Raw genomic sequence first — 24,524 nt, forward strand, 5'->3', positions numbered from 1 at the left:
TGAGCTTCAGCATAGCCGATCAACAGGGACGTTAACGTTGAAAGAAGTCGGGTTTATTCTACTTGGTCCAAGTAATCCCCATAACCTGCCGCTTCCATTTCCGCCTTGGGAATAAAGCGTAGAGATGCGGAGTTAATGCAGTAGCGTAAGCCCCCTTGATCTTTAGGACCGTCAGTAAACACATGCCCTAAGTGGCTGTCACCATGCTTGGAACGCACTTCAACGCGTCGCATGCCGTGACTGGTATCAAAGTGCTCTGTGACATGTTCTTTGATGATGGGTTTTGAAAACGAGGGCCATCCACAACCTGAGCTGAACTTTGCAGAGGAGGAAAACAACGGCTCGCCAGAAACGATATCGACATAAATGCCTGATTCAAAATGGCGGTTGTACTCCCCTGAAAACGGGCGCTCCGTGCCGTTTTCCTGTGTCACGCGATACTGCTCTTCGGTGAGCTTATCAATCGCGTCCTGATCTTTAGAGTAAGTCGTCATTTCAGTATCCAATGGTTTAGTAATGTCTCAAAAACCTAGATACCAGAACTGGTATATTTTTGGCACCTTTCTAACCAAAAAATGATCGAGGTTGATTCGCTGAGTGATTCCCGTGATTGTCTGGGTTCATTTACTGCAAATAAAAAGTGCTTTTTCGTGAAAAGAACCTTGAGTAACACTTTCCATTAATCCCTTCTGATAACAATGATTTATCTTAACGAGCCTTCCCACGTATTATGGGCAGGTCCTGAACAGAAAGGTGACAGTAACCAGGCCTGTTTTGGGGCAGGTCGCACCCCACAGAATTACGCTGAGACGAGCGAGTGACTAACCGCGTAGTCCCAAACTGTCTCAACACCTCCTTCAACCAGCATCGGGATCGCCTTCTCTATATGCTCTTGCGGCCAATCCCACCAGCGCATGACTTCCAGCTTTTCAATTTCTGTATCAGTGAAGCGCTGTCTAATGACTTTCGCAGGATTACCTGCTGCCACTGCATAGGCAGGAACATCTGAGGCGACCACCGACTTAGCACCGATAATCGCGCCGTTACCAATCGTCACACCAGGCATCACGGTCACTTCAAAACCCAACCAGACGTCGTTACCCACCACAATGTCTTTGTATTGCTTAAAGGGGTAATCGGTCAGTGGTTTGGCTTCTGCCCACTTACCGCCAAACACCGCAAACGGAAAAGTGGTTACCCCTTGGGTTGCATGGTTTGCGTCAGCCATGATGAATTTGGTGCCATGGGCAATGGCGCTGTATTTTCCTATTCGTAGGGATGTACCTGAAAACCCAAAGTTGTACAGCACATTGTTTTCAAGGAATTTAGTTGGGTCTTCGAAATCGCTGTAATAGCTGAATTCACCTACCTCGACATTCCTTACATCGCTCTGGGCTATCAAGGGTTTAAGGAGAAGAGTGTTGGTAAAGCCTTCGATGGGATAGAGTTTGTCAGAATTCATTCAGTGCCTCAGAGAATGCGAAAACAGGGAGGGCATTTGGTGCAATCAAAGCACTGAATTTACGGGCTAGCAAGCAATACTTGATGAGTTTTGAATCACCCGTTCCTTCGTACTTTATAAGTTGTCAGTGCTGACTCTACCTGACTTTCTGCCGTCGTCTCTGGAAACAGGAAATAGCTGGGAGCAATAATCCTTGCGCTGGATTCTATTTTCACTTCAAAGATATTTTTAATCGGGTATCTTTCGTCAGCCAGCTTTCGAAGTTCAGCCAAATACCCCTTCCATTCCGCACTTGCAGCATCAATCACTCTCGCTGTGCCTTTCACCTTGAATCCACGCTGTTCGAAAACGTCGATAAAGGAAACGCATACCTTGTTGTTGACCTGAATGTTCTTTTCACTGACGGGTGACGCGACATTCGCGATGAGTAGGGTTTCATTATCAAGCGCTGCAAAAAGCTCCTTCGGCGACACATTGGGCATCAAACCTTCATCGACTGTCGCCAGCCAGCAAAGTACGCTTTTGTCTGCATATTCTTTAATCGTCATTTTAGCCTCCTAATTCCCATCGCTGACATCTTATAAATACCCTCTTCTCTACGACCATTCTCTTGCATGTACGGCAGAGAACAATGCCCCACTTCTTTGAATTCAATTAAAAAATTGTCATGGTGACAATTGGACAGGGCACTATTGAGCAGGGTGCTACTGGGTCCGAAACCGCTTAGGCGTGGTTCCCGAATGTTTTTTAAAGGTGAGCGTAAAAGCGCGCTCCGATTCGTAACCCACCTGTTCTGCAATCTCGTAAATCGGCAGCAGAGATTCTCGCAGTAGTTCCTGGGCTTTTTGCATTCGAAGGTTGGTGAGATAACCAAACATGGGCTGACCGACCAACGATGAAAATCGGTTGGCAAACGCCGCCCGGGACATGCCTATTTGACTGGCGATTGATTCCAGCGTCCAACTTTGCTCTGGGTTGTCATGAAGAAGCTGTAGCGCGCGGGAAATGCGTTTGTCGTTCAGCGCATCCAGAAATGGGCTCGATTGTTCACGTCCAAAGTTAATGCGAATGAGTTCGACAAGAATGATCTCAGTGAGTTTGTTGACGATAAGCTCAGAGCCTGGCCCTTGCGACATATATTCGGCGCTTAGCTGATCAAAAGTGCTGCGCAGCCAAGGATGATTGGCAAAGTCTTTATCTCGCACAATTGTGATGCGGGGAAACACATCCATCAGAGGCGTTGTCGCAGCACGCGAAAAGCTGAATGAACCGCAGAGCAGCAGTGTCGTGTCATTCAGATCCGGCTTTCCCTTTTCCGGAGACTGGCTGGAAAGCTCATGGTTTTGCCCAGGGCCTAGGAAGATCAAATCCCCCGCTTCCAGCTTTTCAATCTGTCCATCGATGTTTGCCCAGCAGGCACCACGACGAATCATGTGGAAGCTGGCGTAATCCAGATCTTGAAAGGTTTTCGTCCACGGCGCTTCTACCTGACTGCAGAAATACACACTGCCTACCACCCGAATGGCACGGAGGATATCGCTCATCACTTCCATTGATAGCCCTACTGTACGATCGATGTATTTATTCAAGATTATTGTGCATAGATAGTCCTGAGCGCAACACCTAAAGTAAAGCCATACACAAACACAACGGAGCAAGACCATGCCGAAGATTGAAATCTACACCAAGAGCTACTGCCCTCATTGCCGAGCAGCAAAACAGACACTGGGGCGCATGGGAATCGCTTATCGCGAAATTGAAGTCAGTGACGACGCAACCTTGTTTAACGAAATGAAAACAAGGAGCCAACGCCGCACAGTGCCACAGGTTTTTGTCGGAGACGTGCATGTCGGCGGTAATGACGACTTGCAACGCGCCATCAGAAACGGGCAATTCGAAAAGATTCTGGAAAGCCAAACCAACGCGGTTTAATCAAAAAAATAAGACGACATACAAGTTTAAGGAGAAGCATCATGACGACGATTAACAATGTACACGGCCGAATCAACAACCAACGTGCCAACTGGGTTTACACACTCGATAATATTGCGGACAACGCAGTGCGTTTCTCTATCGTTATCGTGCTGGCTTGGATTGGCGCCATGAAATTTACCGGCTATGAGGCAGGAGCGATTCAAGGTCTTGTGGCATCAAGCCCACTGACGAGCTGGTTATACAGTGTATTCAGTCTGCAGGGCGCTTCTAACCTGATTGGCGCAGTGGAAATTGCTACAGCTGTTGCCCTGCTGTTGGCGCCGTTTCATCGCACTATTGCCATTATCGGTGCAGTAGGCGCGACAGTAACATTCGCTGTAACCACCAGCTTCCTGTTTACTGCGCCGATTGCTGAAGCAAGCCTAGGTGGCTTCCCTGCAATCTCAGTCGTACCAGGACAATTCCTGCTGAAAGATATTGTTCTGTTGTCAGCAGCGGTTTCCCTGCTTGCAAAAGCGCTACTGCGTGATGAATAAAAAACAAAAACTGCTAAATGAAGATAGGCCTCAGGGTCTATCTTTTTTTGTCATGCTTCACGCTTAACCATCGACGACATATGAACGTCATTTTGTTAAATCCTCTTTTAAATATTCTTCGCCCCTTTTCCGCCACAATTGATCACCAGTCTGCCCCCCTTTGAATCTCATCCTTTGCTGTAATGGCATTCACCAACTCAATTGATATCTCGCTTACCACCAAGGAAGCCCGATGATTAATGTCGAGCCTAATCAACTCGGAGAATAGACTCAGTGCCAACTAGCTCTGGTCGTTTGAACACGATCTTAGCGCTGAGCATTAAACAGTTAGCTTCCTTATTTCATACCACTAGGAGATAACGTTATGCATCGACTTTCGAAATTGATTTTATTGTTCATCGTATTCATGTCTTTTAACGCTCAAGCAGCGCTTATCACAGTAAATACAGCCAATGGAGGTAGTGGAGGCAGCCAATGCAGCTTGGCCGATGCCATTGTTGCAGCGAACACGGGCAGCACTTCCGCTGGCTGTGCCGCTGGCACCAATGGCGGCGACGAAATTATCTTCACCAGCAATCTCTATAACAGCACGATTGCGCTAAGCGCAGACTTACCGCTGATCACAGATGACCTAACCATCACTGGCCCCACAGGCGGTAATACGCTAACTATCAGCGGTGGCGATGCCTATTCAATTTTTGTTGTAGATGGGGTCAGACTGAATCTATCAAATCTGGAGTTAGTGCAGGGGTATGGCACAACTTCGAGTATCTTCGGGGCAAGCGGAGGGGCCATTGCCGCCCTATCCGGGGCTATTGTCACCGCCACTGATAGTAAACTCCTCAACAATGTTGCCCAGGGAAGTGGAGGAGCCGTTCATGCTGAATCATCTTCCACCGTCCACCTGTCAAACTGCCTCATTTCAAACAATTCAGCCAACTATGGCGGCGCTATTTATGCCCATCAAGGCGCTCAGATAGAGATAGCTGACTGTACCTTTACGGGCAACAGTGCATCCACGGTAAGCACCGCTTTTGGTGGTGCAATTGCCGCCTTTGGCTGGTCATCACCTACCGGTATAAACATCCGGAACAGTCATTTTTCTAACAACTCCACAGTAGGTTATGGCGGCGCTTTTTTTGCCGGTCCAGGCGTGGAAGCCAACGTGATCGACAGTGTGTTTGAAGGTAACGTTGCTCACACTGGAGGGGCGATTCGGATTCAAGCGGGATCCTCACAATTTACGTCGTTAAACGTTGCCCGCAGTGAATTCTCAAATAACCATGCATGGGTTTATGCTGCGGCGGTTTACACAGAGGGTAATGTCGCTTTCGATGCGATAAATAGTACCTTTTCAAACAACCATGCCGGCGTTGAAGGTGGTGCCTTTTTCTTTTACTCAGGTACGGTCAATCTGAACTCGATCATGGCTTCAGGCAACCACTCCTCTAGTGGGGGGGTGATGAGCGCTAGGGGGAGCTCTGTGTTCCCTAGCATCATCAAACTCACCAGAAGTTTCTTTTCGGAAAACAGTGCCAATATCGGTGGGGCAGTCGTTGCTAAATACAATGCACACATCATAGTCAGCGAAAGTACTCTATCCGCTAACAGTGCAAGTATTCATGGTGGCGCAATCAAATCTGACATGAGCATTGTTGAACTAACCAACAGCACGCTCTCTGGCAATCACTCTGGCATTGGAGGCGGGGCCTTTTATGCCAATAACAGCTCTGCGGTAAAAATAGACAACAGTACGTTTGCCGAGAATGACGGCGGCTCACTGTTTTCGTTTAATTCTACAGGCAGTGTATTGAGAAATACGGTTTTGGCTGGAGGCCATTGCGATTTGGATGCCAGCAGTAACGTCACACTGAACGGCGGTGTTCACATTGACGATGGAACGTGTAACGCGACACTGGTTGGCCCTTCTCAGTTAGCCCCGCTGAATTACAATGGTAGTGGCCCTATTCCCACTCATATGCCAATTCCGGGTAGCCCACTCGTTGATCTTGGAGTTGGAGGAGCCGCGAGTAACCCGATAACAGACCAGCGCGGACACCCTCGTATTGTGGGAATAGAAGTAGATATCGGTGCGGTAGAACTGCCAGACCCCGCTGATATTTTTAACTGATCCACACTCAGATCTGATAAACACCTACTCTCACTATATCTACCGTCATTTAATTCCCACTCAGATTTAAATGACGAAAGTCGAAGGAGAAAAAGCCACCTTTTCACGAGGTAGTTTTTTCTCCTCTGTTGAGACTGAATTCTTCCAGTTACCTCTTGCCTTAAACTAATCCCCCTTCGCATCGCCCTTTTTTCGCCACAATTGATCATCAGTCTGCCCTCCTGTGAGTGACTTCCTTTGGTTTAATGGCATTCACTAAACCAATTGATATTTCACTTACCACCAAGGAAGCATCATGATTGAATTCTTTGCAGGGATAGTCATCCTCATCATCGTTGCCGTATTCGGCTTTGGCGCATTTGCGCTTATCAAGGGTGGATTGGCCCGCTTCGGCGGCAATATCGAAAGCCCCGTGTTCAAAGCAAAAAGCTCACTGTTTCTAAAAGGCGTGTTAGCCGCTGTGCTCTGCGTGCTGATTATCGCACCGCTGGCAATGGTGCAAGACATGGCCTGGGAACGCGAGAGCCTGTATCGCGATGTCGTCCATGAAATTGGCGAATCTTGGGGCAGCGAACAGCTGCTGGCTGGCCCGGTACTGGCAATACCCTATAGCTACGTGGTCATCACCGAGGAAACTAACGACGACGGTGAACGAAAAGAGCGCCGAACCGTGATGCAAGATGAGTTGATCATTTTACCAAAAGACCTCGATATCAAGGCACAACTGAACCACGATTTCCGCGACCGTGGCATTTACCACTCCCTTGTTTACCAAAGCACCATTGAAGGTAAAGCCCAGTTTGATTTCGAGGTGCCAACTATCAACAACGTTGAACACATCTATTTTGATGCTGCACGTTTGGTGTTCGGGCTTTCAGCCAACAAAGCCATTGATGGCGTTGATGTGTTTACTGTGACAGGTGAGGGGCTCGAACCTCAAGCCAACCTGATGTCTGGTACTGGCGTCACCACCGAAGCACTGAGAAGAGGCTTTCACCGTCCAATAGCACTATCAGAAAATCCGGTCCCTTTTTCATTGAATTTCAAAATCCGCCTTCGCGGTTCGCAAGGCATTGGGTTCCTTCCTCTTGGGGAAACATCGACCTTTGCTCTGACCACAGACTGGCCGCACCCAAGCTTCAGCGGTATGTTGCCAACAGAGAGAAATATCTCAGATACTGGCTTTTCGGCATTGTGGGAAATCAGTCATCTGAGCCGCAACTATCCTCAGATCTTTGTGGAAAGCCGCGGTGCTAATCTGGTCGAAGCGCAAGCACACACCCAGCTCTTCGAACCTGTGACCCACTACGGAAAGGTCGAGCGTTCACTGAAGTACGGTCTTCTGTTCGTCGCGCTGACCTTTATTGTTTTGCTGATGTTCGAGCTCAGTCAGGGACACAGCCTTTCAGTGCTGCAATATGTGATGGTCGGTGCCGCGATGACACTGTTCTATCTTGTGTTGCTTGCGTTGTCCGAGCATCTGAGCTTCACCATGGCATACATTGCAGCCGCTGTAATGCCGATAGTCAGTATCCCTGCATACGTGGGAAGCGCGACAGGGAATCGCAATGCTGGGCTGATCATGCTCTCAATGCTGCTGGGTTTGTACACCCTTCTCTACTCCATTCTCCGTCTTGAAGATTATGCCCTCCTGATGGGAAGTGGCTTATTGGTTGCAGTGCTTCTGACGCTGATGTATCTCACCAGAAGGCAGGCCAACAAAGCAGAACAAGTGGCCGAGGAGTAATTATCCTAGTGGGAAAAGAAAGGCGCTTTTCAGCGCCTTTCTTTTGCAGATGTTGCTGTGCTCTTACCCCGCCTTGATCTTGCCTTCGTGGCTCGTGGTTTATCGTCCTGCAGGTAAGTGGGGAAGTCAGCCAGAGAATCCAAAACCGCATCAGGTGCAGCGTAGCGAATGTCCACACCGTAGTTGTATCCATAGCTGACACATACTGCGCCACAACCTGCTGCTCTAGCCGCATTCACATCATTCACACTGCCACCGACCATCACGAGTTGATCAGGGTTAACCTGCAACAGCAAAGCCGCTTCCAACAAACCGTCAGGTGAAGGTTTGGGCTCTTGCAATGCATCTCGACCTAGCACCAGGGCAAAGTGATGTCGAATCCCGAGTTGGGTAAGTAAGTCATTAGCCAATGACGTTGCCTGATTGGTGACGACCACCATCGGCACTTTCTTTTTTGTTAGTTGACGCAAACACACCTCTACGCCCGGGTAGAGCTCTGCGCTGGCATGATTGCGGCGTTGATATGCTTTAAGGAATAACGCGCTCCCTAACCGGAATACCGGATCAGGCACCGAGCCATCTATTTTTCGCGAAAGAATACGGTGAATCAGTTTGTCTGAACCATCGCCCAGCCAGTCGCTGACATGTTCAACATTCAGACTGGGAAGTTTTAGGTCGGCGAGCATTTCTTCCGCAGCATAGCGCACATCCGCCGCCGTGTTCACCAAAGTACCATCTAATTCAAAAACGACTGCTTTTACCTCTGTTGCTGGCAACATAGGTCACTCCATGTTTTTCTTATGATGAGGATCCGGCCTGCAGATCCCAGAGTTCGCCAGAGCCACTTCTGGCGCGCGTTTTTGGTGTCAGACCTTTCAGTTCTGTAAAGGCGGGGAATATCGAAAATGCACTGTCTTTGTCCGCTAACCCTGACGACGTTTGACTACAAATTTGAAGGCGGCAGTCCGTAAGAAATGACGTCGTATTTCTAATTTAGCAGAGTCGTGGGAAAAGCAAACGGGACTGCTTTTCCGTACGTTGTCTATGTCTTTGATCTTTGACCTTACAGGATAAAAAACCAGTCTATCTTTCTGTTTTAATGAGAGATTAAATTTTCAAAAAATCTTCACTTTGTCTCATTTCAGCGCACAATCAAGAGGGCCGTCGTATAGGATCTCGTATTGCTAGGGTTGAACAAAAAAGAGGCCTGAAATACAGGCCCAAGATAGAAGACAAAAAGAGAAACAATGGCAGTGGACTAAGAGAGAAATCTATTTTCGAAGTGGCGTCACCCTCGTGTTGTCTCTATCAGGAGGGAGGGCCTCAACGTCGTTAAGCTGACTCGAAGACTTGTTGGCCTGTTCTGCATAGATATCACCAACATCTTTCCAATAGGTATCGCTGAGAGAAACCATGTAGTAGCGATTGTTTTTAATGTCGGCGATGAGGGCGCGTCCAAAGTTCATCAACTCACAGTGAACATCATGGATGAACTCGCTCCTCACTGACTGACGACTAGTGAGCTCAGTAATATCATTTCGCGTGAGCCAGACATCAGAATGTGTGTCGAAGCGTTCCATTAACCAAGCCGCAAACTCCTTGGCACTTTTCATGGTGTCCTCCTTAAAATCAAGGAATTACACTTCCACCTATTTGAAGTGGCATGTCTAAAGCCTAATTTGATCTTCATCACATCATGTATCGTTTATGCAACTTCACTTATAAAGTTTCACGACATTCTCGTAATTGCTTGATTAGGAAGCGCTAACGCGTATCGGTCATTTTCATTCAGCTCTTCTCGCTTGATATCATTCACCGTTCACGTAAACTACTTCGCCTTTTTGACGCTGGAGATCTCCGATGTTTATCGGCTTCGACTATGGAACAGCTAACTGTTCTGTCGCCATGATGGAAAACGGCACACCGCGCCTGTTACCCCTTGAAGGCAATAGCCCATTTATTCCGTCCACCCTCTGCGCACCTACCCGTGAAGCAGTGAGTGAATACCTTTGGCGTCACTTCAACATCAAACCCACCGATCAGGTCGGCGAGCAACTCCTGCGCCGTGCGGTCAGTTTTAACCGTGAAGAAGGCATTGATGTTGAGCCGGGTGATCTCCGCTTTGGCCGAGCAGCTCTCGACACTTACCTCGAGGATCCTGAAGAGGTTTACTACGTTAAATCTCCAAAATCTTTCCTTGGTGCCACCGGACTGCGCGATGTGCAAATCAGCTTCTTTGAAGATCTGGTCTGCGCCATGATGGCGAACATTAAACAACAAGCCGAAGCTGAAACTCAGCAGGATATCTTGCAGACCGTTATCGGTCGGCCGGTCAACTTCCAGGGTATCGGTGGCGATAAAGCCAACGAGCAAGCTGAATCTATTCTGACCCGTGCTGCAAAACGCGCAGGCTTTAAAGACATCATTTTTCAGTTTGAACCGGTCGCCGCTGGCCTTGAATACGAAAGTACGCTGGAAAAAGACAGTACTGTACTGGTTGTGGATATCGGTGGTGGTACAACGGACTGCAGTTTGATTGAGATGGGGCCGAGCTGGCGAAATAAAGAAGACCGTCGTGCTTCATTGTTAGCGCATTCTGGTTGTCGAGTAGGCGGTAACGATCTGGATATTCATCTTGCATTCGAACAGCTGATGCCGATGTTTGGTAAAGACTCGACCCTACAGCGTGGTATTGCGATGCCTGTGACCCAGTTCTGGAACCCGATTGCTATAAACAATGTGGTTGCGCAATCTGATTTTTATGCGTCGGCAAACCGCGCCGTATTGGAGCAACTGATGCGTGATGCCAGCGAGCCGGAGAAAATTGCCCGCCTGCTGCGCGTTCACCGTGAAACACTGGGTTATCAGATTGTCCGCTGCGCTGAAGAGCTGAAAATCAGCCTATCTGAGCGCGACAACGCACACATTGACCTACCGATTGTTCAGGAAGTTCTGAGCGCGAATGTGACATCACAACAGTTAGCCGATGCCATTGCCAATCCAGTGGCCAAAGTCAGTGAACTGGTTAACGAAGCGCTGGCACAATCCGCAACCAAACCGGACGCTATTTTTATGACTGGCGGCAGCGCACGTTCACCTATCTTGCGCGCCTTGCTGGAAAGCACTCTACCAGGTGTGCCTATCGTTGCCGGCGACTTCTTTGGCTCAGTCACCTCTGGCCTGGCACGTTACGCCGAAAAGTCGTTCCGTTGAACTTTTACTGATAACAAAAAGGGTCGGCATGCCGACCCTTGTCTCACTGTGTCTTTTCCCACGGTGTCTTTCGCCTATTCTTTGGCTTCCAGTCCCCAAGGTGCATTGGATACGACACGACTGTCCTGCCCGGCCATTGGCACTGCATTCGCACCCTGCCAATCCAGCAACATAATAGCCAGAACATTACGGTGTTCCCCCTTGGCCAAGTCTGTACTGCCGGTAACGGATGGCACCATGCCTTCATCACGGTTAATCGCTTCCTGAATAATGTCCTGACTACGAGCAACAATAGGATCATCATCAAGCCCTGCCAGCAGGAAAGTAATACCGATTTCTGCAATCACATCTTCTTTTGAACGTGCTGCAATCTCATCGAAATTGTCGCGGAAGTAATCGTAAATCCACTGGAAGTCCGCTTCGTTGACGGGCTTTCTGTAGTACTCAGAGGCGGCCAGAATGATGTGTGTCATCCCATAAAGTTTGTTGTTGAATTGCTGAGTTGTAAGGTTCACGTCCTGACTATCAGGATAGGTATCACGGAAGGCTTTATCGAATGCTGCCGTATGGTCCTGCTCGCCAAGTTGCTTCAACCAGTAAACCTGATTGGCAAGCTGCGCTGCCCATGCTCGGATCATCTGAGGATTCGTCGCGTATTCACTGAAATCATACCAGCTCAGGATTTCGTGCAGCCTTTCGTCATCAATGTGTTCAAGACCATATTCATTGGCGCGAGCCATGCTGCTAATCAAGCCGGCCCCCAGAACCAGATACTCTTCCCGACCTTGCGCAGCCGCATGACGCAGCGCATCTCGCTCGGAGTCACCAGAGTCATACACTTTCAGTCTAACTTTACCCAGCTTCACCACATCTTCTTTGTTGTGAATGGTCGCTGCATATTCATTGAGACGATCAGCCACACGCGCCATGTCCGTCCAAACCGCAGCTTTGTATTTGTCGTCCTGAGTCTGGCGGTACATACGCAAACCATAATGTCCCAATTGGTAGGCTGACAGTTCCGCCAAATTGGTGTCGTACGTATTCTTGATGACTGCTGCATCTTGCTTTTCCGTTGAAGGTTGTGCACATCCAGTCAGCAAAAGGGCAGCGGTTAACATACCTACAGCGACCCTAGTCATTCGTCTTTTCAATTCGGCTTCTCTCGGTTCTGGTCATATGCGTTCTCCGGTTTTGAACACATACACTCTGGCACAGTGAACTTGTTTCGCGCTCAAGCTATCGCAGCTGTGTCATTAAACAAACAGGACTGTGCAAAGTTTTCTGACAAACCATTATTTGAACACTGGCAAACGGTTTGGAAGTATGCTGTAAACCAAGCGGCCGGAGGCGCTGAGCAAAGTCGATTCGCTGCTAGGGGCTGTTGAGATGAAATCGAAGGTTTGGAAGCACGTAGCTTGAACAAGAGAGCTGGGAAGAAGGAAGAAACCACCCACCTGAACCTATTTTCGTAGGGAGAAATGTTCAGGTGGGTGTTCGCCAAGTATTGACGAAACCTCTCCAGTGCACCAAAGGACAACAACCAGTGACAAGAGAGTCATCAGCAAACAAAAGGCAGTGGATAGCTGATAGTTAAAAAGCACCTCAACGCATTCCGCTATTGAGATAGACATCATTTATGACACAAATTAAGTTGATTTGGAGCTCAGAGAACCCTTAGTGCGGCGCACATCTACGTTGAGACAGTTTTCGCTTATTCCACTGCGACATCTTTCACATTATCTTTCTTAGATGATTAGTTGGTAATAGTTATCATTAGCACATTATATTCTGGTAACACCCCCCAATCTCACTACTAGCCCAAACAAAACATTAGTTTGAACCCTAACCCAGTATCAACACTCAGCAGAAAATACAAGTTTCAAGACACACGAAAACTCTAGAGCGTCTTTATTTTTTAGAACTTTATTGTGTACATCAATAATTACCAAAAATTAAGAAACATAGCGTTTAATTAAAGAATAAATCTCTGGTTCATTCTTATATCTCTCATTCACAATCTGTATATAATTTCAACAATGGATATACCTAAACTATTTTCAGATTGATTAAAACAGCCGCAATTAATGCGATTTAAAAATGTGCTTCATGCAATACCCTGCAATGTACACAACACTCAATGTGATATCTATCGCATGAATCAAAACGTAAATAAAGCCGAGAAAACCATTTAACTAATTGTTTATTAAGAACAATAATCAAAATCAGAGGTTTGCAATTGTAAATAATTGAAAAAATGTGATGTTGATTCTAAAAACACAGCTCTTATTATTCCTTTCGTTGGTTAGAAAATAATAGAGAAGTAAAAATGATCGAATTAAGTGTTGTTATTCCCACCTATAACAGAAGAGATCTTCTTTCACATACGTTAACGGCTTTATCTGAGCAAACCCTTCCTAAAGAAACTTTCGAAGTTATTGTTGTTGACGATGGTGGAATGGATGATTCCGAATATGTTGCTCTGTCTTTTTCAGACCGACTAAATATTAAGTACTTCTGGCAAGAGGACAAAGGTTTTCGAGCGGGGAAAGCTAGAAATGTAGGCACTGCTATTGCAGAAGGCAAATACATCGTTTATCTCGACACTGGTGTGCTTCCAGGCACTGGTACCTTGGAAGAACATCTGTTCAGACATAAGGTTTCCACGCACCCTATTGCGATTGTTGGTTATGTTTATGGCTTTGATCTTGATGACGAAGGCATTAAAAAAATGGAATCTGTCATCACACCTACGAACGTTGACCAAATTCTGGCTGAGCTGGATTCACAGGGTGCTTACGACATACGCCAATCTCAGTACGATGACCTTGGACACAACATCTGTGACTGGCCTGCGCCTTTTGACTTATTCTGGACTTGCCACGTCTCGGCAGAGCGCGAGCAACTGATCAAGGCTGGTCTGTTTGATGAAGGTTTTAATAGCTGGGGTGGTGAAGACGTTGATCTGGGCGTTCGCCTTTTCATCAACAACAACATGTTTATCGTTGATAAAGCGATGTCTTCCTTCCACTGGCCTCATCCAAAAGAAGTGAAAGATACCAGTGAAAGTTCACGCAGCGCTGCTGAGCGAATTCACAGCAAATACAACATCTGGCAAACCAGCTACTACGGCTTGGACCATGAGATTAACGATCTCCCCTTAAACAAGCTGATCAAAGTGCTGAAAAGCAGCCCTAATCATCCTATGGCTGACCCCTCTTTGTATAAACCACAACCTAAAACCCAGCCAATCGTAGCGCAGGAATAAGATCAGATTTATGCCGTGTGTTTATGAAAATATCTTCCCCGTGTCTGAAGGAAGAACAACGGAAGATGTCCGAACTCTTTTTTGCGAACAGATAGCTCTGGATGAGGATGCCACCTTTATCGGAGACCCTCATATCGCGTTTACGCTCGCAAGGGATTCCGATAACTACGCCCGAGATGCTCAGTACTCGCTGATTGATGCGCAGGATTTCGCTCAAAGCATTTCCATCGGTAAAGGAACGGTTTTGTACTCCGAAGACAATCTAGCCTTCGAAAACCGCGCAGTACGTCTGACGGTTGTGAAGGTGAATAGCAGTCAGTCCGGCAAGATTTCGATCGGTGAAGGTTGTGTCATGCAAGGCACAGCGATTGTTTCTTACAACGAAGTAGAAATTGGCGACAAAGTATTGTTTGGCCCAAAAGTGACCATTATGGACAGCAGTGGTCATCCGGTAACAGGACGTTGGAGTGATGATGAAGCAGCACGCACACGCGTCGCCAAAGTCACCATCAAAGACAATGCCTGGATTGGTATGGGAGCCACGATCCTCAAAGGCGTGACCATTGGTGAAAATGCCGTCGTTGGCGCAAACAGTGTTGTTTACCAAGATGTGCCAGACAACTGTATAGCAATGGGAAACCCCGCGACCATCGTTAAACAACTGGACGCTGTTTCCTAACCTTTTTGCAGATCCTTCATTCTTCAAACTGAAGTCATTAAGCCCTCGAAAAGCTCGAAGGATCTGCTTTTTCCGGATACTCCTATGTCAAAATCTTACGCCTTGTCATCAAGACTTCTGGCGAATGGACCTTTATTCGCCCTCGCCTTACCCGTCGCTCTCCAAACCGCAGTATTTTCTAGTAAGAGTGTCGTTGACACCTTGATGCTTGGTGGGATTGGAGAGCTAGAAATAGCAGCCGTTGGTCTCGCTGCAAAAGCGCAAATGATCATCAGTTTTTTCATCATTGGTTTGAGCATTGGTGGCGGACAGGTCGCTGCGCAATGCTTCGGCGAAAAGGGAGTGCGCGGAGAGAAAAAGCTCCTCAACACCGTTTTAATCACTCTGTTGCTAAGTCTGGCGACAGCAGCTTGTTTCTTCGTTTTGCTCTTTGTTTTCCCGGAAGCCCTCATGGCATTGGGCACCCAGTCACCTGATGTTATTGCTAAAGGTGCCGACTACCTAAAACCCATTGCATTCACCCTTTTCTGCTTTGCCGTGACATCGTCTCTGGCTTGTGGTCTGCGCGCTATGCACCAACCCGGCATCGCCACTAAAGTTAGCCTTATTGGTGTCGTCCTCAACCTGTTACTGAATTGGGTTCTGATCTTTGGTCATTGGGGAATGCCAGCCATGGGAATTAAAGGCGCGGCTATCGGCACATTGATCAGTGCCGTTGTTGAGTGTCTGCTGCTCATTGGCTACCTAAAACTCACCAAGCACCCTCTCGCTATTCTTCGCCCTTCCCAATTCACCACATTGAAAGTCAGCGACATTCGGATAGTAAGTAAGCTTTCAATAACTGCTGCGATTAACAGCGTGGTTTGGGCTGCTGGCCTTTTCGCCTTTCATGCCATTCTTGGATACAGAGATGCGGATCTTCTGGTTGCGCTTTCCGTATTAGCACCGATTGAAGCCTTAGCCATGTCCCTGTTGATCGGTTTGGCGACTGCAGGTTCGATTCTGGTGGGAAATAAAGTGGGCGCAGAACAGCAAGGCGAGCTTTCCGATACCGTGCGTGCCAACCTCATTACCAGCTTGGTGGTTGGGATAGGTTCAGCGGTGTTATTGATGTTGTTCAAAACGCCTTTGGTATCGCTGTTCTTCCACAATGACGTTCCTTCAAATGCAGAAGCATTGGCACTCACTCTTTATGACATTATGGCGTTTTCATTGGTCATAAAGAGTCTTTCTATGATGCTTATCGTGGGTGTACTACGGGCAGGCGGAGATGCCTCATTTTGTCTGTTCACCGATATTTTCGCCCAATGGATTGTGCTGTTACCCTGCGCCTTTTTGCTGACTCACTGGCTTCAATGGCCTGCCGTTTATCTGTTTGGCTTGGTGCTTGTAGAAGAAAGCTTAAAGCTGGTTGTGTGCCTTTGGCGACTCAAGTCAGGAAGATGGATTCGTAACCTTGCCGCAGCGATGAGTTGATCAAAAAAGGAGCCAATTTGGCTCCTTTTTCAGCACGGGTCAGGTTTACTTAGTGTTCTTAGGGCTCAATGTCGCCCAAGGATTAACGCGATCTTCGCCTGATGGTTTGCGTTCAGCGCGCTTGTTGGATTGCGGCTTTCTTGATGGTTTTGCCGCCTGCTTAGGCTTGCTGTTTTTCGTGTTTTTCTCGCCACCCGCTTTTGGCTCGCGCTTATTTTTCGGTACGTAATTCAGAATAGAAATAGGCACGGGTTTTCTTGGGGCAAAGCCCTCGATTTCACGTCGTTCAATCAAATGCCCCAGACGGCTTTCAATCATGCAAAGGTTCTTGAAATCGTCTTTTGAAAGAAAAGAGACTGCCTCGCCTTTTGCCCCAGCTCGGCCGGTACGGCCAATACGGTGAATGTAGTCATCGGCTGGGAACGGCAGGTCATAGTTAATTACCCGCTTCAGCTCTTCAATATCGATACCACGCGCTGCGACACCGGTGGCAACCAAGAATTGCAGCTTGCCGGATTTGAAATCTTCCAGTAACTGCTCGCGCATAGCCTGGCTGCGACCGCTGTGGAAAGACTCTGCTTCAATACTGCGCTTACCCAGTTGCTCCACCAGCTTGGCTGCACCATGTTTGGTTTCAATAAAGATCAGCGCCTGATCCCAACCATTTTCAGTGATGAGATGCGCAAGCAGTGCCGATTTCTTGTCTTTGTCGACGGTTGTCAGCCATTGCTCAATGTCCGCTTTACTATTCCCTTCTGAACTGATTTCAACCGGATTAGGCACGGCGGTTTTAGCAAGAAAACGAACCTTGTCTGACAAGGTTGCAGAGAACAGCAGGTTCTGGCGGTCAACTGGCAGGCGTTCAATGATTTTGTTGATGTCTTCGATAAAGCCCATATCCAACATACGGTCAGCTTCATCCAGAACAAGACATTCCAGCTCATCGAAGTGAACAGCGCGCTGTGACATCATATCCAGCAGACGTCCCGGCGTGGCTACCAGAATATCCACACCTTCGATCAGACTTTGCTTTTGAGATGCTGAACTTGTGCCACCGTACATTGCCAGTGTTTTAAGAGACAACAGCTTACCGTATTCGTTAGCATTCTTTTCTACCTGCGCGGCCAGTTCTCGGGTCGGAGCCAGCACCAGCGCACGCACACGCTTTTTGCGTTGAGTTTCGCCCTGACTCAGCATTTCCATCAAAGGAAGCAGAAAGCTTGCCGTTTTACCAGTGCCTGTCTGCGCTGTTGCCAATAGGTTCTCACCACGCAAAATGACAGGAATGGCTTTTTCCTGAATAGCCGTTGGATGCTGATAACCTAATTCCGTCACGGCGGAAACGATCGGTTGGCTGAGGCCCAGTTTGGAGAATGACATGAGAAATCTCGGCATAGTTGAGAAGACAAAGTACGGCAGAACGGCAAAAGCGCGCCTGACCAAAGGGCGCGCATTCTAACATGTGGAAGATGAAATGACAGTGTTAGGGTCTGTTGACCGTTGGGCTGAGTTGGCGCTAAGCCCTAATCTTGGCTACAAGCTGTTCGCATTCACCCAAGGTGAGATAATGTGGAACAGGATAATTCCAGTTGGCTTCGCGAATGGCGTTCTTCGCTATCTGGGTGATGTCTTCCGGTTTGATGTCCGGCAAGGAACGCGGCATGTTCATTGCCTCCTGCAGTGACACCACGTAATTCACAAAGGCGCTGGCATTGGTTTGGTCATCCCAGCTTTCATCCCCTACTTCCACCATCTTGGCCAAATTCGAAATACGCGCCTTAGCGGAAGGTATCGACACTTCCAATACATGAGGTAAAGCCAGCGCATTGGCTGCGCCATGAGGTGTACCATATTTAGCGCCCAGGTTGTGGGCAATGGCATGCGTGTAACCCAGACTCGCTTTCGTAAATGCTAACCCAGCGTAATAAGATGCCATCGCCATATTCAGCCTGACTTTCAGCGATTGACCATCCTTGTATGCAGCAATCAAATTGCCATGAATGAGTTTCAGCGCAGCTGTGGCGTAAGCATCGGTTTCTGTGGTGGCATTGAGCGAGATATAAGCTTCAACAGCGTGCGTCAGTGCATCCATCCCGGTTGCTGCAGTGATATGCGGTGGCAGACCTGTCATCAACTGCGGATCCAACGCTGCCATTAGAGGCACAAGCTTGGGATCCATCAAGGGTGTTTTCTGGTGATTGGCTGGGTCAGAAATAACGGCGGCGACGGTTACTTCAGAACCAGTGCCTGCCGTCGTTGGGATCACGAACAAAGGTGCCGGTGAACGCCATACTTTCAACAGCCCTGCCAGCTTTTTGATTGCTTTGTTGTTAGTCACCCGCGCAGCGATCACTTTGGCGCAATCAATCGGTGAACCGCCACCCACAGCGAGAATCCCCTTACAACTTTCTCGCTTGTAAACCGCCAAGCCTTCTTCTGCCTGCGGATACGTTGGATCAGGCGTCACTTTATCAAACCTGACAAATTCGACACCGTGTCGACGTAAATCGCTTTCTACTTGGTCTACAATTCCCACTTCCACCAAAGCTTCGTCGGTGACGAGCAAGAGCTTTCCGAGGTTCATCAGACTAATCGCTTCACAAAGCTGCTCCGCACTTTCAGCCCCTGTAAAAAGCGTGGGGCGGGGAATAGGAATGACACGCGCCGCTATTTTCAGCGCCTTCATATAGCCTTTGTGAGTTGCTTTCACCAACATGGATAAAACCTCCTGTTACTGTCATTTCAGACTAGGCAAGCATTGAAGCGTCCACTAGAAATTTCCCATAGAAAACAGCGATTCATCACGCAGAACTCATATTTCGGTAAGAAACGGATTTCAATAGCGCTGATGGAATTGGTCATTAGTTCACTGGGTGTTATGTTGGTTAAACTTCAGCCAAAAGGACGGAAATACACTGATGGGACAAACCACCAAATCGCTCAACGACAAACAAATCAGTTTTATTGAACAGCAGAAAATCTATTTTGTTGGCACTGCTGCCGATTCCGGCTCAGTGAATATCTCCCCCAAAGGTGGCGATTCGCTTCGCGTGATCAATAACAAAACCCTGGCTTGGCTCAACCTGACAGGAAGCGGCAATGAATCCGCTGCGCATGTGATGAAAGACGCCCGAATGACCGTGATGTGGTGTGCTTTTGAAGGTGCCCCATTGATTCTGCGCGCTTACGGGCAGGCACGGGCACTACATCGAAACGATCCGGAATGGGAGATCTACATTTCACTGTTCCCGGAAAGCATCGCTTCACGCCAAGTATTTCTGTTGGATATTGATATGGTGCAGGCTTCCTGCGGAATGTCTGTGCCCTTCTACAACTATGAAGGTGACAGGGAAGAATTGGCGAAATGGTCTGAGCGTCAAGGTGCGGAAGGCATACAAAAATATTGGTTGAAGAAGAATCAGGTCAGCCTTGATGGTTTTGAAACCGACATCGCCGCGAAAGCGGGTATTAGCGTCGACGAATAGCCCTTTCGAGCGCGGCTAATGCCGCGTTCTCACTCCTGCCTTGCTTGTCCAAAAACTTGGCTTTTAAAACTGATCTTGCATATTTATTAGTTCTTCCTTGAATAAATGAATACACCTTACTCATGCTTGCTGCTGAATATTGAACGGAATCACAATATTAAGTCAATTCATGGGCGGTGGAGTACCTCAAGCCGTCATAGAATAAGGGAAGTTTTTCTGCCGGATATTAGCAATGACAACAAAAATTATTCTGGACACTGATCCAGGGATCGACGACGCAATGGCGATTCTCTTTGCAGAGGCAAGCCCGGCGATCGAGTTGGTTGGCTTAACCACAATCTATGGCAATGCAGACATCGACACCAGCACACGAAATGCCCTATACCTCAAACAACGCTTTGGTTTCCAATGCGATGTGGCAAAGGGCGCAACGCAACCTTTAAAACGAGAACCTGTTGGCGCAAGTGTCGCCGTTCATGGTGAAAACGGGTTTGGTGATGTCCCCATTGAGCCCCCCACCATCAGCGCTGACTCCCGACCTGCCCACCAGTACATTATCGAAATGCTGAAGGCTTCGCCCGGCGAGATCACCTTAGTGGCTGTTGGTCCGCTGACCAATCTTGCACTGGCACTCGAACAGGCACCGGAAATTACCAAACTGGTAAAAGAAGTGGTGATTATGGGTGGCGCTTTTGGTACTCATGAACACACGGGCAACGTGACACCTTTCGCCGAAGCCAATGTCCACGACGACCCTCATGCGGCGGATATCGTATTCACTGCTGACTGGCCTGTCACCGTGGTCGGCCTGGATGTCACCCATGAAGCCTTCTTCTCGACTGACTACATCGACACATTGCGCGATACCTGTGGCGAGGTTGGAGAATTTATGTGGGACATCAGCCGCTTCTATCTCGACTTCTACAAAACACGTATGGGCGTTGATGGCTGCTTTGTGCATGACCCCTCCGCCATTGCATACGTGATTGACCCAGACCTGTTTGAAGTGCGAAAAGGCCCAATCCGCGTAGTATGCGAAGGCCCCGCTGAAGGTCTGACGCTGCAGAAATACAAAGATACGGGTCATAAGACAGATGAGTGGGCAAACTATCCCCCACAGAATGTGGCGGTGAGTGTTAACGATCAGGCTCTGCTGGATTTGTATCTCGACGCCATCACCAGCTACAGCGATTAGTCGCTAATCACCAAAAACTAAAAGGGGCGAGTGCCCCTTTTTTGATTCACCATTTTTTGTGCGTTATTTGCCCGAAAATTGATAGCGGGTGACATGTCGGTAGACCTCACCTTCCTCCAATATACCGCCTGCTTTGCCCCACTCTGGATGATTCGGACCATCAGGCAAAAACTGGGTTTCGAGCGCAATGCCAGCACGATTTAAATAATCTCCACTCGCTCCTTGGGTGCCCTCAAGAAAATTCCCTGTATAAACCTGAATCGCGGGCATTGTCGTCGCAACAGACATCGCTAAGTCTGCAGAGGAAGAGACTAGTCTGGCTACCCGCTTTTCACCATCACAATCTTTTTCATCAAACCAGAAAGCGTGGTCGTAACCCGCAGCCAAACGCTGCGCCTCATCCTTCATGAAATCACGTTCGATGGTTTTTTGTTGGGTGAAGTCGAGCCCTGTTTCTTTCACATCCCGCACTTGACCTGTTGGAATAAGTGCTTCATCCGATGCAAGAAAACGCGCCGCACCCAGCCATAAAGCATGCTTCTTGATACTTTCGCCACTACTTTCCCCATCAAGGTTAAAATATGCATGATTGGTCAAACTCACCGGGCAAGTGCGGTCGCACTGAGCCTCATAATCGATAGAAAGCGAGTTGTCATCACTGAGCGTATAAGTGACGGTCACTGACAGGTTTCCCGGGAAACCTTGATCGCCATCCGGTGAGATGAGTCGGAAAGCCGCCGATTGTTTGGATGCAGCAATGACATCCCAGCGGCGTTTATCAAACCCTTCAGTGCCGCCATGCAATGCATTGCCAAGGTTGTTGGTGGTCACGTCAAAGCTTTGCCCATCTACTTCAAACTGCCCGGCTTTGATCCGGTTGGCAAAACGTCCAACCGTCGCGCCTAAATAGGCAGATTGAGCCTGGTGGGCTGGCATGTCCTTGGCACGAAGCAAAACTTCTCTTTTTTCATTACCAGCAGGCACTCTGCAGCTTAACCATGTGGCGCCAATATCCATCAGAGAAACCGTCATGCCCACCGCGTTTTCCAGGTGGATAATTTTTGCCGGTAAACCATCGAAAGCAGGCGTGGCGGTCATCGAAGACGTTAAGGCTTCAAGATAGGTTTCAGACATTCACTGCTCCCGCACCTTCGCTGGCATGGCAAACATAAATCTCAGCGCGAAGCCCTGTGGCTTTTTCGTAGTGCATCTCAACCGCCGACTTGACGGTTTCTACCAGTGCGGCAGGCACCAAAGACACCACACATCCGCCAAAACCACCACCAGTCATTCGCACACCGCCCTGCTCGCCAATCGCCTCTTTAACAATCTCTACCAGTGTGTCGATTTCATTCACAGTGATTTCAAAATCATCACGCATAGATGTGTGAGACTCTGCCATTAGCGCAGAGAGCGCGGTCATATCACCAAGGCGAAGTGCATCTGCCGCATCCAAAGTTCGCTGGTTCTCTGTGATGACATGGCGAGCCCTTCGAAACACCACGTCGTCCAATGCTTCACGACGCTCATTCAGCGTATCCAGCGATACGTCCCGCAACGCTTTGACTTCGAAAAACGAAGATGCTTCTTCACATTGACGACGCCGGGTGTTGTATTCGCTATCAACCAAACCACGTTTTTTGTTTGAGTTGATGATGACTACGGCGATGTCTTCCGGCATCGAAACCGGTTTAGTTTTTAGGGAGCGGCAATCAATCAGCAGAGCATGATCTGCCTGACCTTCTGCAGAGATCAATTGGTCCATAATGCCGCAGTTGCAGCCAACAAATTCGTTTTCCGCTTTCTGGCCATTTAACGCGATTTCGGCCTGCGAGATGGGCAAGCCATAAAGCAATTGAAAGGTTTGACCCACCACCACTTCTAACGCTGCCGACGAACTCAATCCCGCGCCTTGCGGAACATTACCGCTTATCACAAGGTTCGCGCCGCCAAAAACCAATCCCCGCTTTTTCAGGCAATCCACCACACCACGCACATAGTTCGCCCACATTTTTTCAGGGAGAAAGGCAATATCTTCATCCAGAGAGAAACTGTCTTCCTCATTGCCATAATCCAGTGCGACTACCTTTACCAAATCGTCGTCACGGCGGCTTGCAGCAATGACTGTTTGATAATCGATAGCGCACGGCAAGACAAAACCATCGTTATAATCTGTGTGTTCGCCAATCAGATTGACCCGGCCAGGCGCTTGAATAAGATGACTCGGCGCGTCGCCAAAATGCTGGGAAAAAGCAGCCGAAGTTATCGTTTCTAGATCCGTCGTCATTACGCTCTTCATACCCTAAATAGTTCCTTATTCGAGGCTTTTATAATGAATGTCGCTGAGGGCTCGAAGCCTTTCCGCGGCTTGTTCTGGTGTAATATCGCGCTGAGATTCAGCCAACATTTCATAGCCCACCATAAATTTTCGTACCGTTGCGCTGCGGAGCAAAGGTGGGTAAAACAGCGCGTGCAGTTGCCAGTGTTCTGTGTCTGAACCATCTTGGAAAAACGGCGCATAGTGCCAACCCATAGAGTAGGGAAATGGACATTGGAAGAGGTTATCGTAACGCGATGTGAGTTTTTTCAGTGCCAGCGCCAAATCTTCACGCTGCTCTTCCCCGAGATCATTCATGCGTTTTGCCGGTGCTTTTGGTAGCAGCATGGTTTCAAAAGGCCACGCAGCCCAAAATGGGACTACTGCAAGCCAATGTGTCGTTTCCACGACGATGCGCGTTCTTTCTTTCTGCTCTGACTCTACGTATTCCACCAACAAGTTCTTTCCATAGCGTTCAAAGTGCGCTTTCAAGAGTTCGTCTTTTCTGGCAATTTCATTAGGCAGGAAACTGTTTGCCCAGATTTGTCCGTGAGGATGGGGCTGAGAACATCCCATTGCCTCGCCTTTATTCTCGAACGCCTGAATCCAGAGGTAGTCTTTACCTAAAGATTCAATCTGCTCGTTCCAGGTTTCTATCACACCCCGAATCGCCTTTAGGGAAAGCTCTGGTAACGTTTTACTGTGGTCCGGTGAAAAACAAATCACCCGACTCAGACCACGTGCACCCTCGATTTTGAACAGTGGGTTGTCGCTTTCCTCTGGATTAGGAGAATCCGTCATCAAAGCGGCAAAATCGTTGTCGAACACGAAAGTGCCTTTATAGGCCGGATTCACATCACCAGAAACCCGTGTGTTACCGGGACAAAGAAAACAGCCACTGTCATAAGCAGGAAGTGTCTCTTCTGACGGTTTTTCATCCTGTCCGCTCCATGGCCGTTTAGCACGGTGCGGTGAGACTAGTACATATTGCCCAGTCAAGGGGTTATATCTGCGATGTGGGTGATCGGTTGGATCAAACGGGGTATTCACGGTATCAACTGCCTTGTTTCTCTATTGCGTCCT

General features: G+C 48.3%; 22 protein-coding genes. 10 read left to right on the plus strand and 12 right to left on the minus strand.

Going from position 1 to position 24,524, the window contains the following annotated elements; all coding sequences use genetic code 11:
* Positions 1-53: 53 nt before the first annotated feature.
* The 4 genes from msrB to GCE9029_RS18460 all read right to left on the minus strand — a co-directional run bounded on the left by msrB (position 54) and on the right by GCE9029_RS18460 (position 3,015).
* A complete protein-coding gene (gene msrB / locus GCE9029_RS18445) occupies positions 54-494 on the minus strand; it encodes a peptide-methionine (R)-S-oxide reductase MsrB (protein ID WP_062665515.1) in 441 nt (146 codons plus the stop codon).
* A 305-nt stretch (positions 495-799) separates the two neighbouring features.
* Positions 800-1,462: a CatB-related O-acetyltransferase gene (locus tag GCE9029_RS18450; RefSeq protein ID WP_062665517.1), complete on the minus strand. Its 663-nt coding sequence runs from the start codon at positions 1,460-1,462 to the stop codon at positions 800-802.
* 95 nt (positions 1,463-1,557) lie between these two features.
* Entirely contained in the window at positions 1,558-2,010 is a 453-nt protein-coding gene (locus GCE9029_RS18455; RefSeq protein WP_062665519.1) for a pyridoxamine 5'-phosphate oxidase family protein, read from the minus strand.
* Positions 2,011-2,166: 156 nt separating this feature from the next.
* On the minus strand, positions 2,167-3,015 hold the full coding sequence (locus tag GCE9029_RS18460) for an AraC family transcriptional regulator (protein WP_062665520.1): 849 nt from the start codon (positions 3,013-3,015) through the stop codon (positions 2,167-2,169).
* A 109-nt stretch (positions 3,016-3,124) separates the two neighbouring features.
* On the opposite strand from GCE9029_RS18460, the gene grxC reads away from it, so the two are divergent.
* The 4 genes from grxC (at position 3,125) to creD (ending at position 7,811) form a co-directional block, all read left to right on the plus strand.
* Entirely contained in the window at positions 3,125-3,394 is a 270-nt protein-coding gene (gene grxC, locus GCE9029_RS18465) for a glutaredoxin 3 (RefSeq protein ID WP_062665521.1), read from the plus strand.
* A 41-nt stretch (positions 3,395-3,435) separates the two neighbouring features.
* A complete protein-coding gene (locus tag GCE9029_RS18470) occupies positions 3,436-3,933 on the plus strand; it encodes a YkgB family protein (protein WP_062665522.1) in 498 nt (165 codons plus the stop codon).
* A gap of 364 nt (positions 3,934-4,297) precedes the next feature.
* Complete coding sequence (locus tag GCE9029_RS18475; protein WP_062665523.1) at positions 4,298-6,064, plus strand: choice-of-anchor Q domain-containing protein; 1,767 nt, start codon at positions 4,298-4,300, stop codon at positions 6,062-6,064.
* A gap of 295 nt (positions 6,065-6,359) precedes the next feature.
* Entirely contained in the window at positions 6,360-7,811 is a 1,452-nt protein-coding gene (gene creD, locus GCE9029_RS18480; protein ID WP_062665524.1) for a cell envelope integrity protein CreD, read from the plus strand.
* Between the two features lie 29 nt (positions 7,812-7,840).
* On the opposite strand, the gene GCE9029_RS18485 is transcribed toward creD, so the two are convergent.
* Positions 7,841-8,590 (minus strand): phosphoglycolate phosphatase, encoded by a 750-nt coding sequence (locus tag GCE9029_RS18485; RefSeq protein WP_062665525.1) that lies wholly within the window; start codon positions 8,588-8,590, stop codon positions 7,841-7,843.
* A 492-nt stretch (positions 8,591-9,082) separates the two neighbouring features.
* On the minus strand, positions 9,083-9,424 hold the full coding sequence (locus tag GCE9029_RS18490; protein WP_062665527.1) for a hypothetical protein: 342 nt from the start codon (positions 9,422-9,424) through the stop codon (positions 9,083-9,085).
* A 247-nt stretch (positions 9,425-9,671) separates the two neighbouring features.
* On the opposite strand from GCE9029_RS18490, the gene yegD reads away from it, so the two are divergent.
* Positions 9,672-11,024 carry a molecular chaperone gene (yegD, locus tag GCE9029_RS18495; protein ID WP_062665529.1) on the plus strand — a complete coding sequence of 451 codons (1,353 nt, stop codon included), beginning with the start codon at positions 9,672-9,674 and terminating at the stop codon, positions 11,022-11,024.
* 74 nt (positions 11,025-11,098) lie between these two features.
* Here yegD and GCE9029_RS18500 read toward each other — a convergent pair whose 3' ends face one another.
* Positions 11,099-12,163 (minus strand): DUF3541 domain-containing protein, encoded by a 1,065-nt coding sequence (locus GCE9029_RS18500; RefSeq protein WP_062665531.1) that lies wholly within the window; start codon positions 12,161-12,163, stop codon positions 11,099-11,101.
* 1,187 nt (positions 12,164-13,350) lie between these two features.
* On the opposite strand from GCE9029_RS18500, the gene GCE9029_RS18505 reads away from it, so the two are divergent.
* The 3 genes from GCE9029_RS18505 to GCE9029_RS18515 all read left to right on the plus strand — a co-directional run bounded on the left by GCE9029_RS18505 (position 13,351) and on the right by GCE9029_RS18515 (position 16,444).
* A complete protein-coding gene (locus GCE9029_RS18505; RefSeq protein ID WP_062665533.1) occupies positions 13,351-14,289 on the plus strand; it encodes a glycosyltransferase in 939 nt (312 codons plus the stop codon).
* 40 nt (positions 14,290-14,329) lie between these two features.
* A complete protein-coding gene (locus tag GCE9029_RS18510) occupies positions 14,330-14,968 on the plus strand; it encodes an acyltransferase (protein ID WP_269449280.1) in 639 nt (212 codons plus the stop codon).
* A gap of 84 nt (positions 14,969-15,052) precedes the next feature.
* Positions 15,053-16,444 carry an MATE family efflux transporter gene (locus tag GCE9029_RS18515; protein WP_062665537.1) on the plus strand — a complete coding sequence of 464 codons (1,392 nt, stop codon included), beginning with the start codon at positions 15,053-15,055 and terminating at the stop codon, positions 16,442-16,444.
* 45 nt (positions 16,445-16,489) lie between these two features.
* On the opposite strand, the gene GCE9029_RS18520 is transcribed toward GCE9029_RS18515, so the two are convergent.
* Both GCE9029_RS18520 and GCE9029_RS18525 read right to left on the minus strand, forming a co-directional pair.
* The gene (locus GCE9029_RS18520; protein ID WP_062665539.1) at positions 16,490-17,824 is read right to left on the minus strand and encodes a DEAD/DEAH box helicase; all 1,335 of its coding nucleotides are present in this window, start codon (positions 17,822-17,824) and stop codon (positions 16,490-16,492) included.
* Positions 17,825-17,960: 136 nt separating this feature from the next.
* On the minus strand, positions 17,961-19,160 hold the full coding sequence (locus GCE9029_RS18525; RefSeq protein ID WP_062665541.1) for an iron-containing alcohol dehydrogenase: 1,200 nt from the start codon (positions 19,158-19,160) through the stop codon (positions 17,961-17,963).
* A gap of 202 nt (positions 19,161-19,362) precedes the next feature.
* On the opposite strand from GCE9029_RS18525, the gene GCE9029_RS18530 reads away from it, so the two are divergent.
* Positions 19,363-19,929: a hypothetical protein gene (locus GCE9029_RS18530; RefSeq protein WP_062665544.1), complete on the plus strand. Its 567-nt coding sequence runs from the start codon at positions 19,363-19,365 to the stop codon at positions 19,927-19,929.
* A gap of 232 nt (positions 19,930-20,161) precedes the next feature.
* Entirely contained in the window at positions 20,162-21,124 is a 963-nt protein-coding gene (locus GCE9029_RS18535) for a nucleoside hydrolase (protein WP_062665546.1), read from the plus strand.
* Positions 21,125-21,187: 63 nt separating this feature from the next.
* On the opposite strand, the gene galM is transcribed toward GCE9029_RS18535, so the two are convergent.
* Genes galM through GCE9029_RS18550 form a run of 3 tightly spaced genes read right to left on the minus strand, consistent with a single transcriptional unit; the run spans position 21,188 to position 24,491 of the window.
* Positions 21,188-22,258, minus strand: a complete 1,071-nt coding sequence (gene galM / locus GCE9029_RS18540) for a galactose-1-epimerase (RefSeq protein ID WP_062665548.1) — start codon at positions 22,256-22,258, stop codon at positions 21,188-21,190.
* Positions 22,251-23,423 carry a galactokinase gene (gene galK, locus GCE9029_RS18545; RefSeq protein WP_438356869.1) on the minus strand — a complete coding sequence of 391 codons (1,173 nt, stop codon included), beginning with the start codon at positions 23,421-23,423 and terminating at the stop codon, positions 22,251-22,253. Before galK ends, galM begins: the two co-directional genes overlap by 8 nt.
* Before the next feature lie 15 nt (positions 23,424-23,438).
* Positions 23,439-24,491, minus strand: a complete 1,053-nt coding sequence (locus GCE9029_RS18550) for a UDP-glucose--hexose-1-phosphate uridylyltransferase (RefSeq protein ID WP_062665550.1) — start codon at positions 24,489-24,491, stop codon at positions 23,439-23,441.
* Positions 24,492-24,524: the final 33 nt, after the last annotated feature.

This window comes from Grimontia celer (genome assembly GCF_900055185.1).
Classification (GTDB): domain Bacteria; phylum Pseudomonadota; class Gammaproteobacteria; order Enterobacterales; family Vibrionaceae; genus Enterovibrio; species Enterovibrio celer.

Bases quoted from the DNA above. Each gene is read 5' to 3' on its own strand.
- galK (WP_438356869.1), bottom strand. From the start codon at position 23,423: ATGAAGAGCGTAATGACGACGGATCTAGAAACGATAACTTCGGCTGCT.
- GCE9029_RS18500 (WP_062665531.1), bottom strand. From the start codon at position 12,163: ATGACTAGGGTCGCTGTAGGTATGTTAACCGCTGCCCTTTTGCTGACT.
- GCE9029_RS18530 (WP_062665544.1), top strand. From the start codon at position 19,363: ATGGGACAAACCACCAAATCGCTCAACGACAAACAAATCAGTTTTATT.
- GCE9029_RS18455 (WP_062665519.1), bottom strand. From the start codon at position 2,010: ATGACGATTAAAGAATATGCAGACAAAAGCGTACTTTGCTGGCTGGCG.
- GCE9029_RS18485 (WP_062665525.1), bottom strand. From the start codon at position 8,590: ATGTTGCCAGCAACAGAGGTAAAAGCAGTCGTTTTTGAATTAGATGGT.
- grxC (WP_062665521.1), top strand. From the start codon at position 3,125: ATGCCGAAGATTGAAATCTACACCAAGAGCTACTGCCCTCATTGCCGA.
- msrB (WP_062665515.1), bottom strand. From the start codon at position 494: ATGACGACTTACTCTAAAGATCAGGACGCGATTGATAAGCTCACCGAA.
- GCE9029_RS18535 (WP_062665546.1), top strand. From the start codon at position 20,162: ATGACAACAAAAATTATTCTGGACACTGATCCAGGGATCGACGACGCA.
- GCE9029_RS18490 (WP_062665527.1), bottom strand. From the start codon at position 9,424: ATGAAAAGTGCCAAGGAGTTTGCGGCTTGGTTAATGGAACGCTTCGAC.
- GCE9029_RS18520 (WP_062665539.1), bottom strand. From the start codon at position 17,824: ATGTCATTCTCCAAACTGGGCCTCAGCCAACCGATCGTTTCCGCCGTG.
- GCE9029_RS18470 (WP_062665522.1), top strand. From the start codon at position 3,436: ATGACGACGATTAACAATGTACACGGCCGAATCAACAACCAACGTGCC.
- GCE9029_RS18525 (WP_062665541.1), bottom strand. From the start codon at position 19,160: ATGTTGGTGAAAGCAACTCACAAAGGCTATATGAAGGCGCTGAAAATA.
- GCE9029_RS18450 (WP_062665517.1), bottom strand. From the start codon at position 1,462: ATGAATTCTGACAAACTCTATCCCATCGAAGGCTTTACCAACACTCTT.
- GCE9029_RS18515 (WP_062665537.1), top strand. From the start codon at position 15,053: ATGTCAAAATCTTACGCCTTGTCATCAAGACTTCTGGCGAATGGACCT.
- GCE9029_RS18475 (WP_062665523.1), top strand. From the start codon at position 4,298: ATGCATCGACTTTCGAAATTGATTTTATTGTTCATCGTATTCATGTCT.
- galM (WP_062665548.1), bottom strand. From the start codon at position 22,258: ATGTCTGAAACCTATCTTGAAGCCTTAACGTCTTCGATGACCGCCACG.
- yegD (WP_062665529.1), top strand. From the start codon at position 9,672: ATGTTTATCGGCTTCGACTATGGAACAGCTAACTGTTCTGTCGCCATG.
- GCE9029_RS18505 (WP_062665533.1), top strand. From the start codon at position 13,351: ATGATCGAATTAAGTGTTGTTATTCCCACCTATAACAGAAGAGATCTT.
- creD (WP_062665524.1), top strand. From the start codon at position 6,360: ATGATTGAATTCTTTGCAGGGATAGTCATCCTCATCATCGTTGCCGTA.
- GCE9029_RS18460 (WP_062665520.1), bottom strand. From the start codon at position 3,015: ATGGAAGTGATGAGCGATATCCTCCGTGCCATTCGGGTGGTAGGCAGT.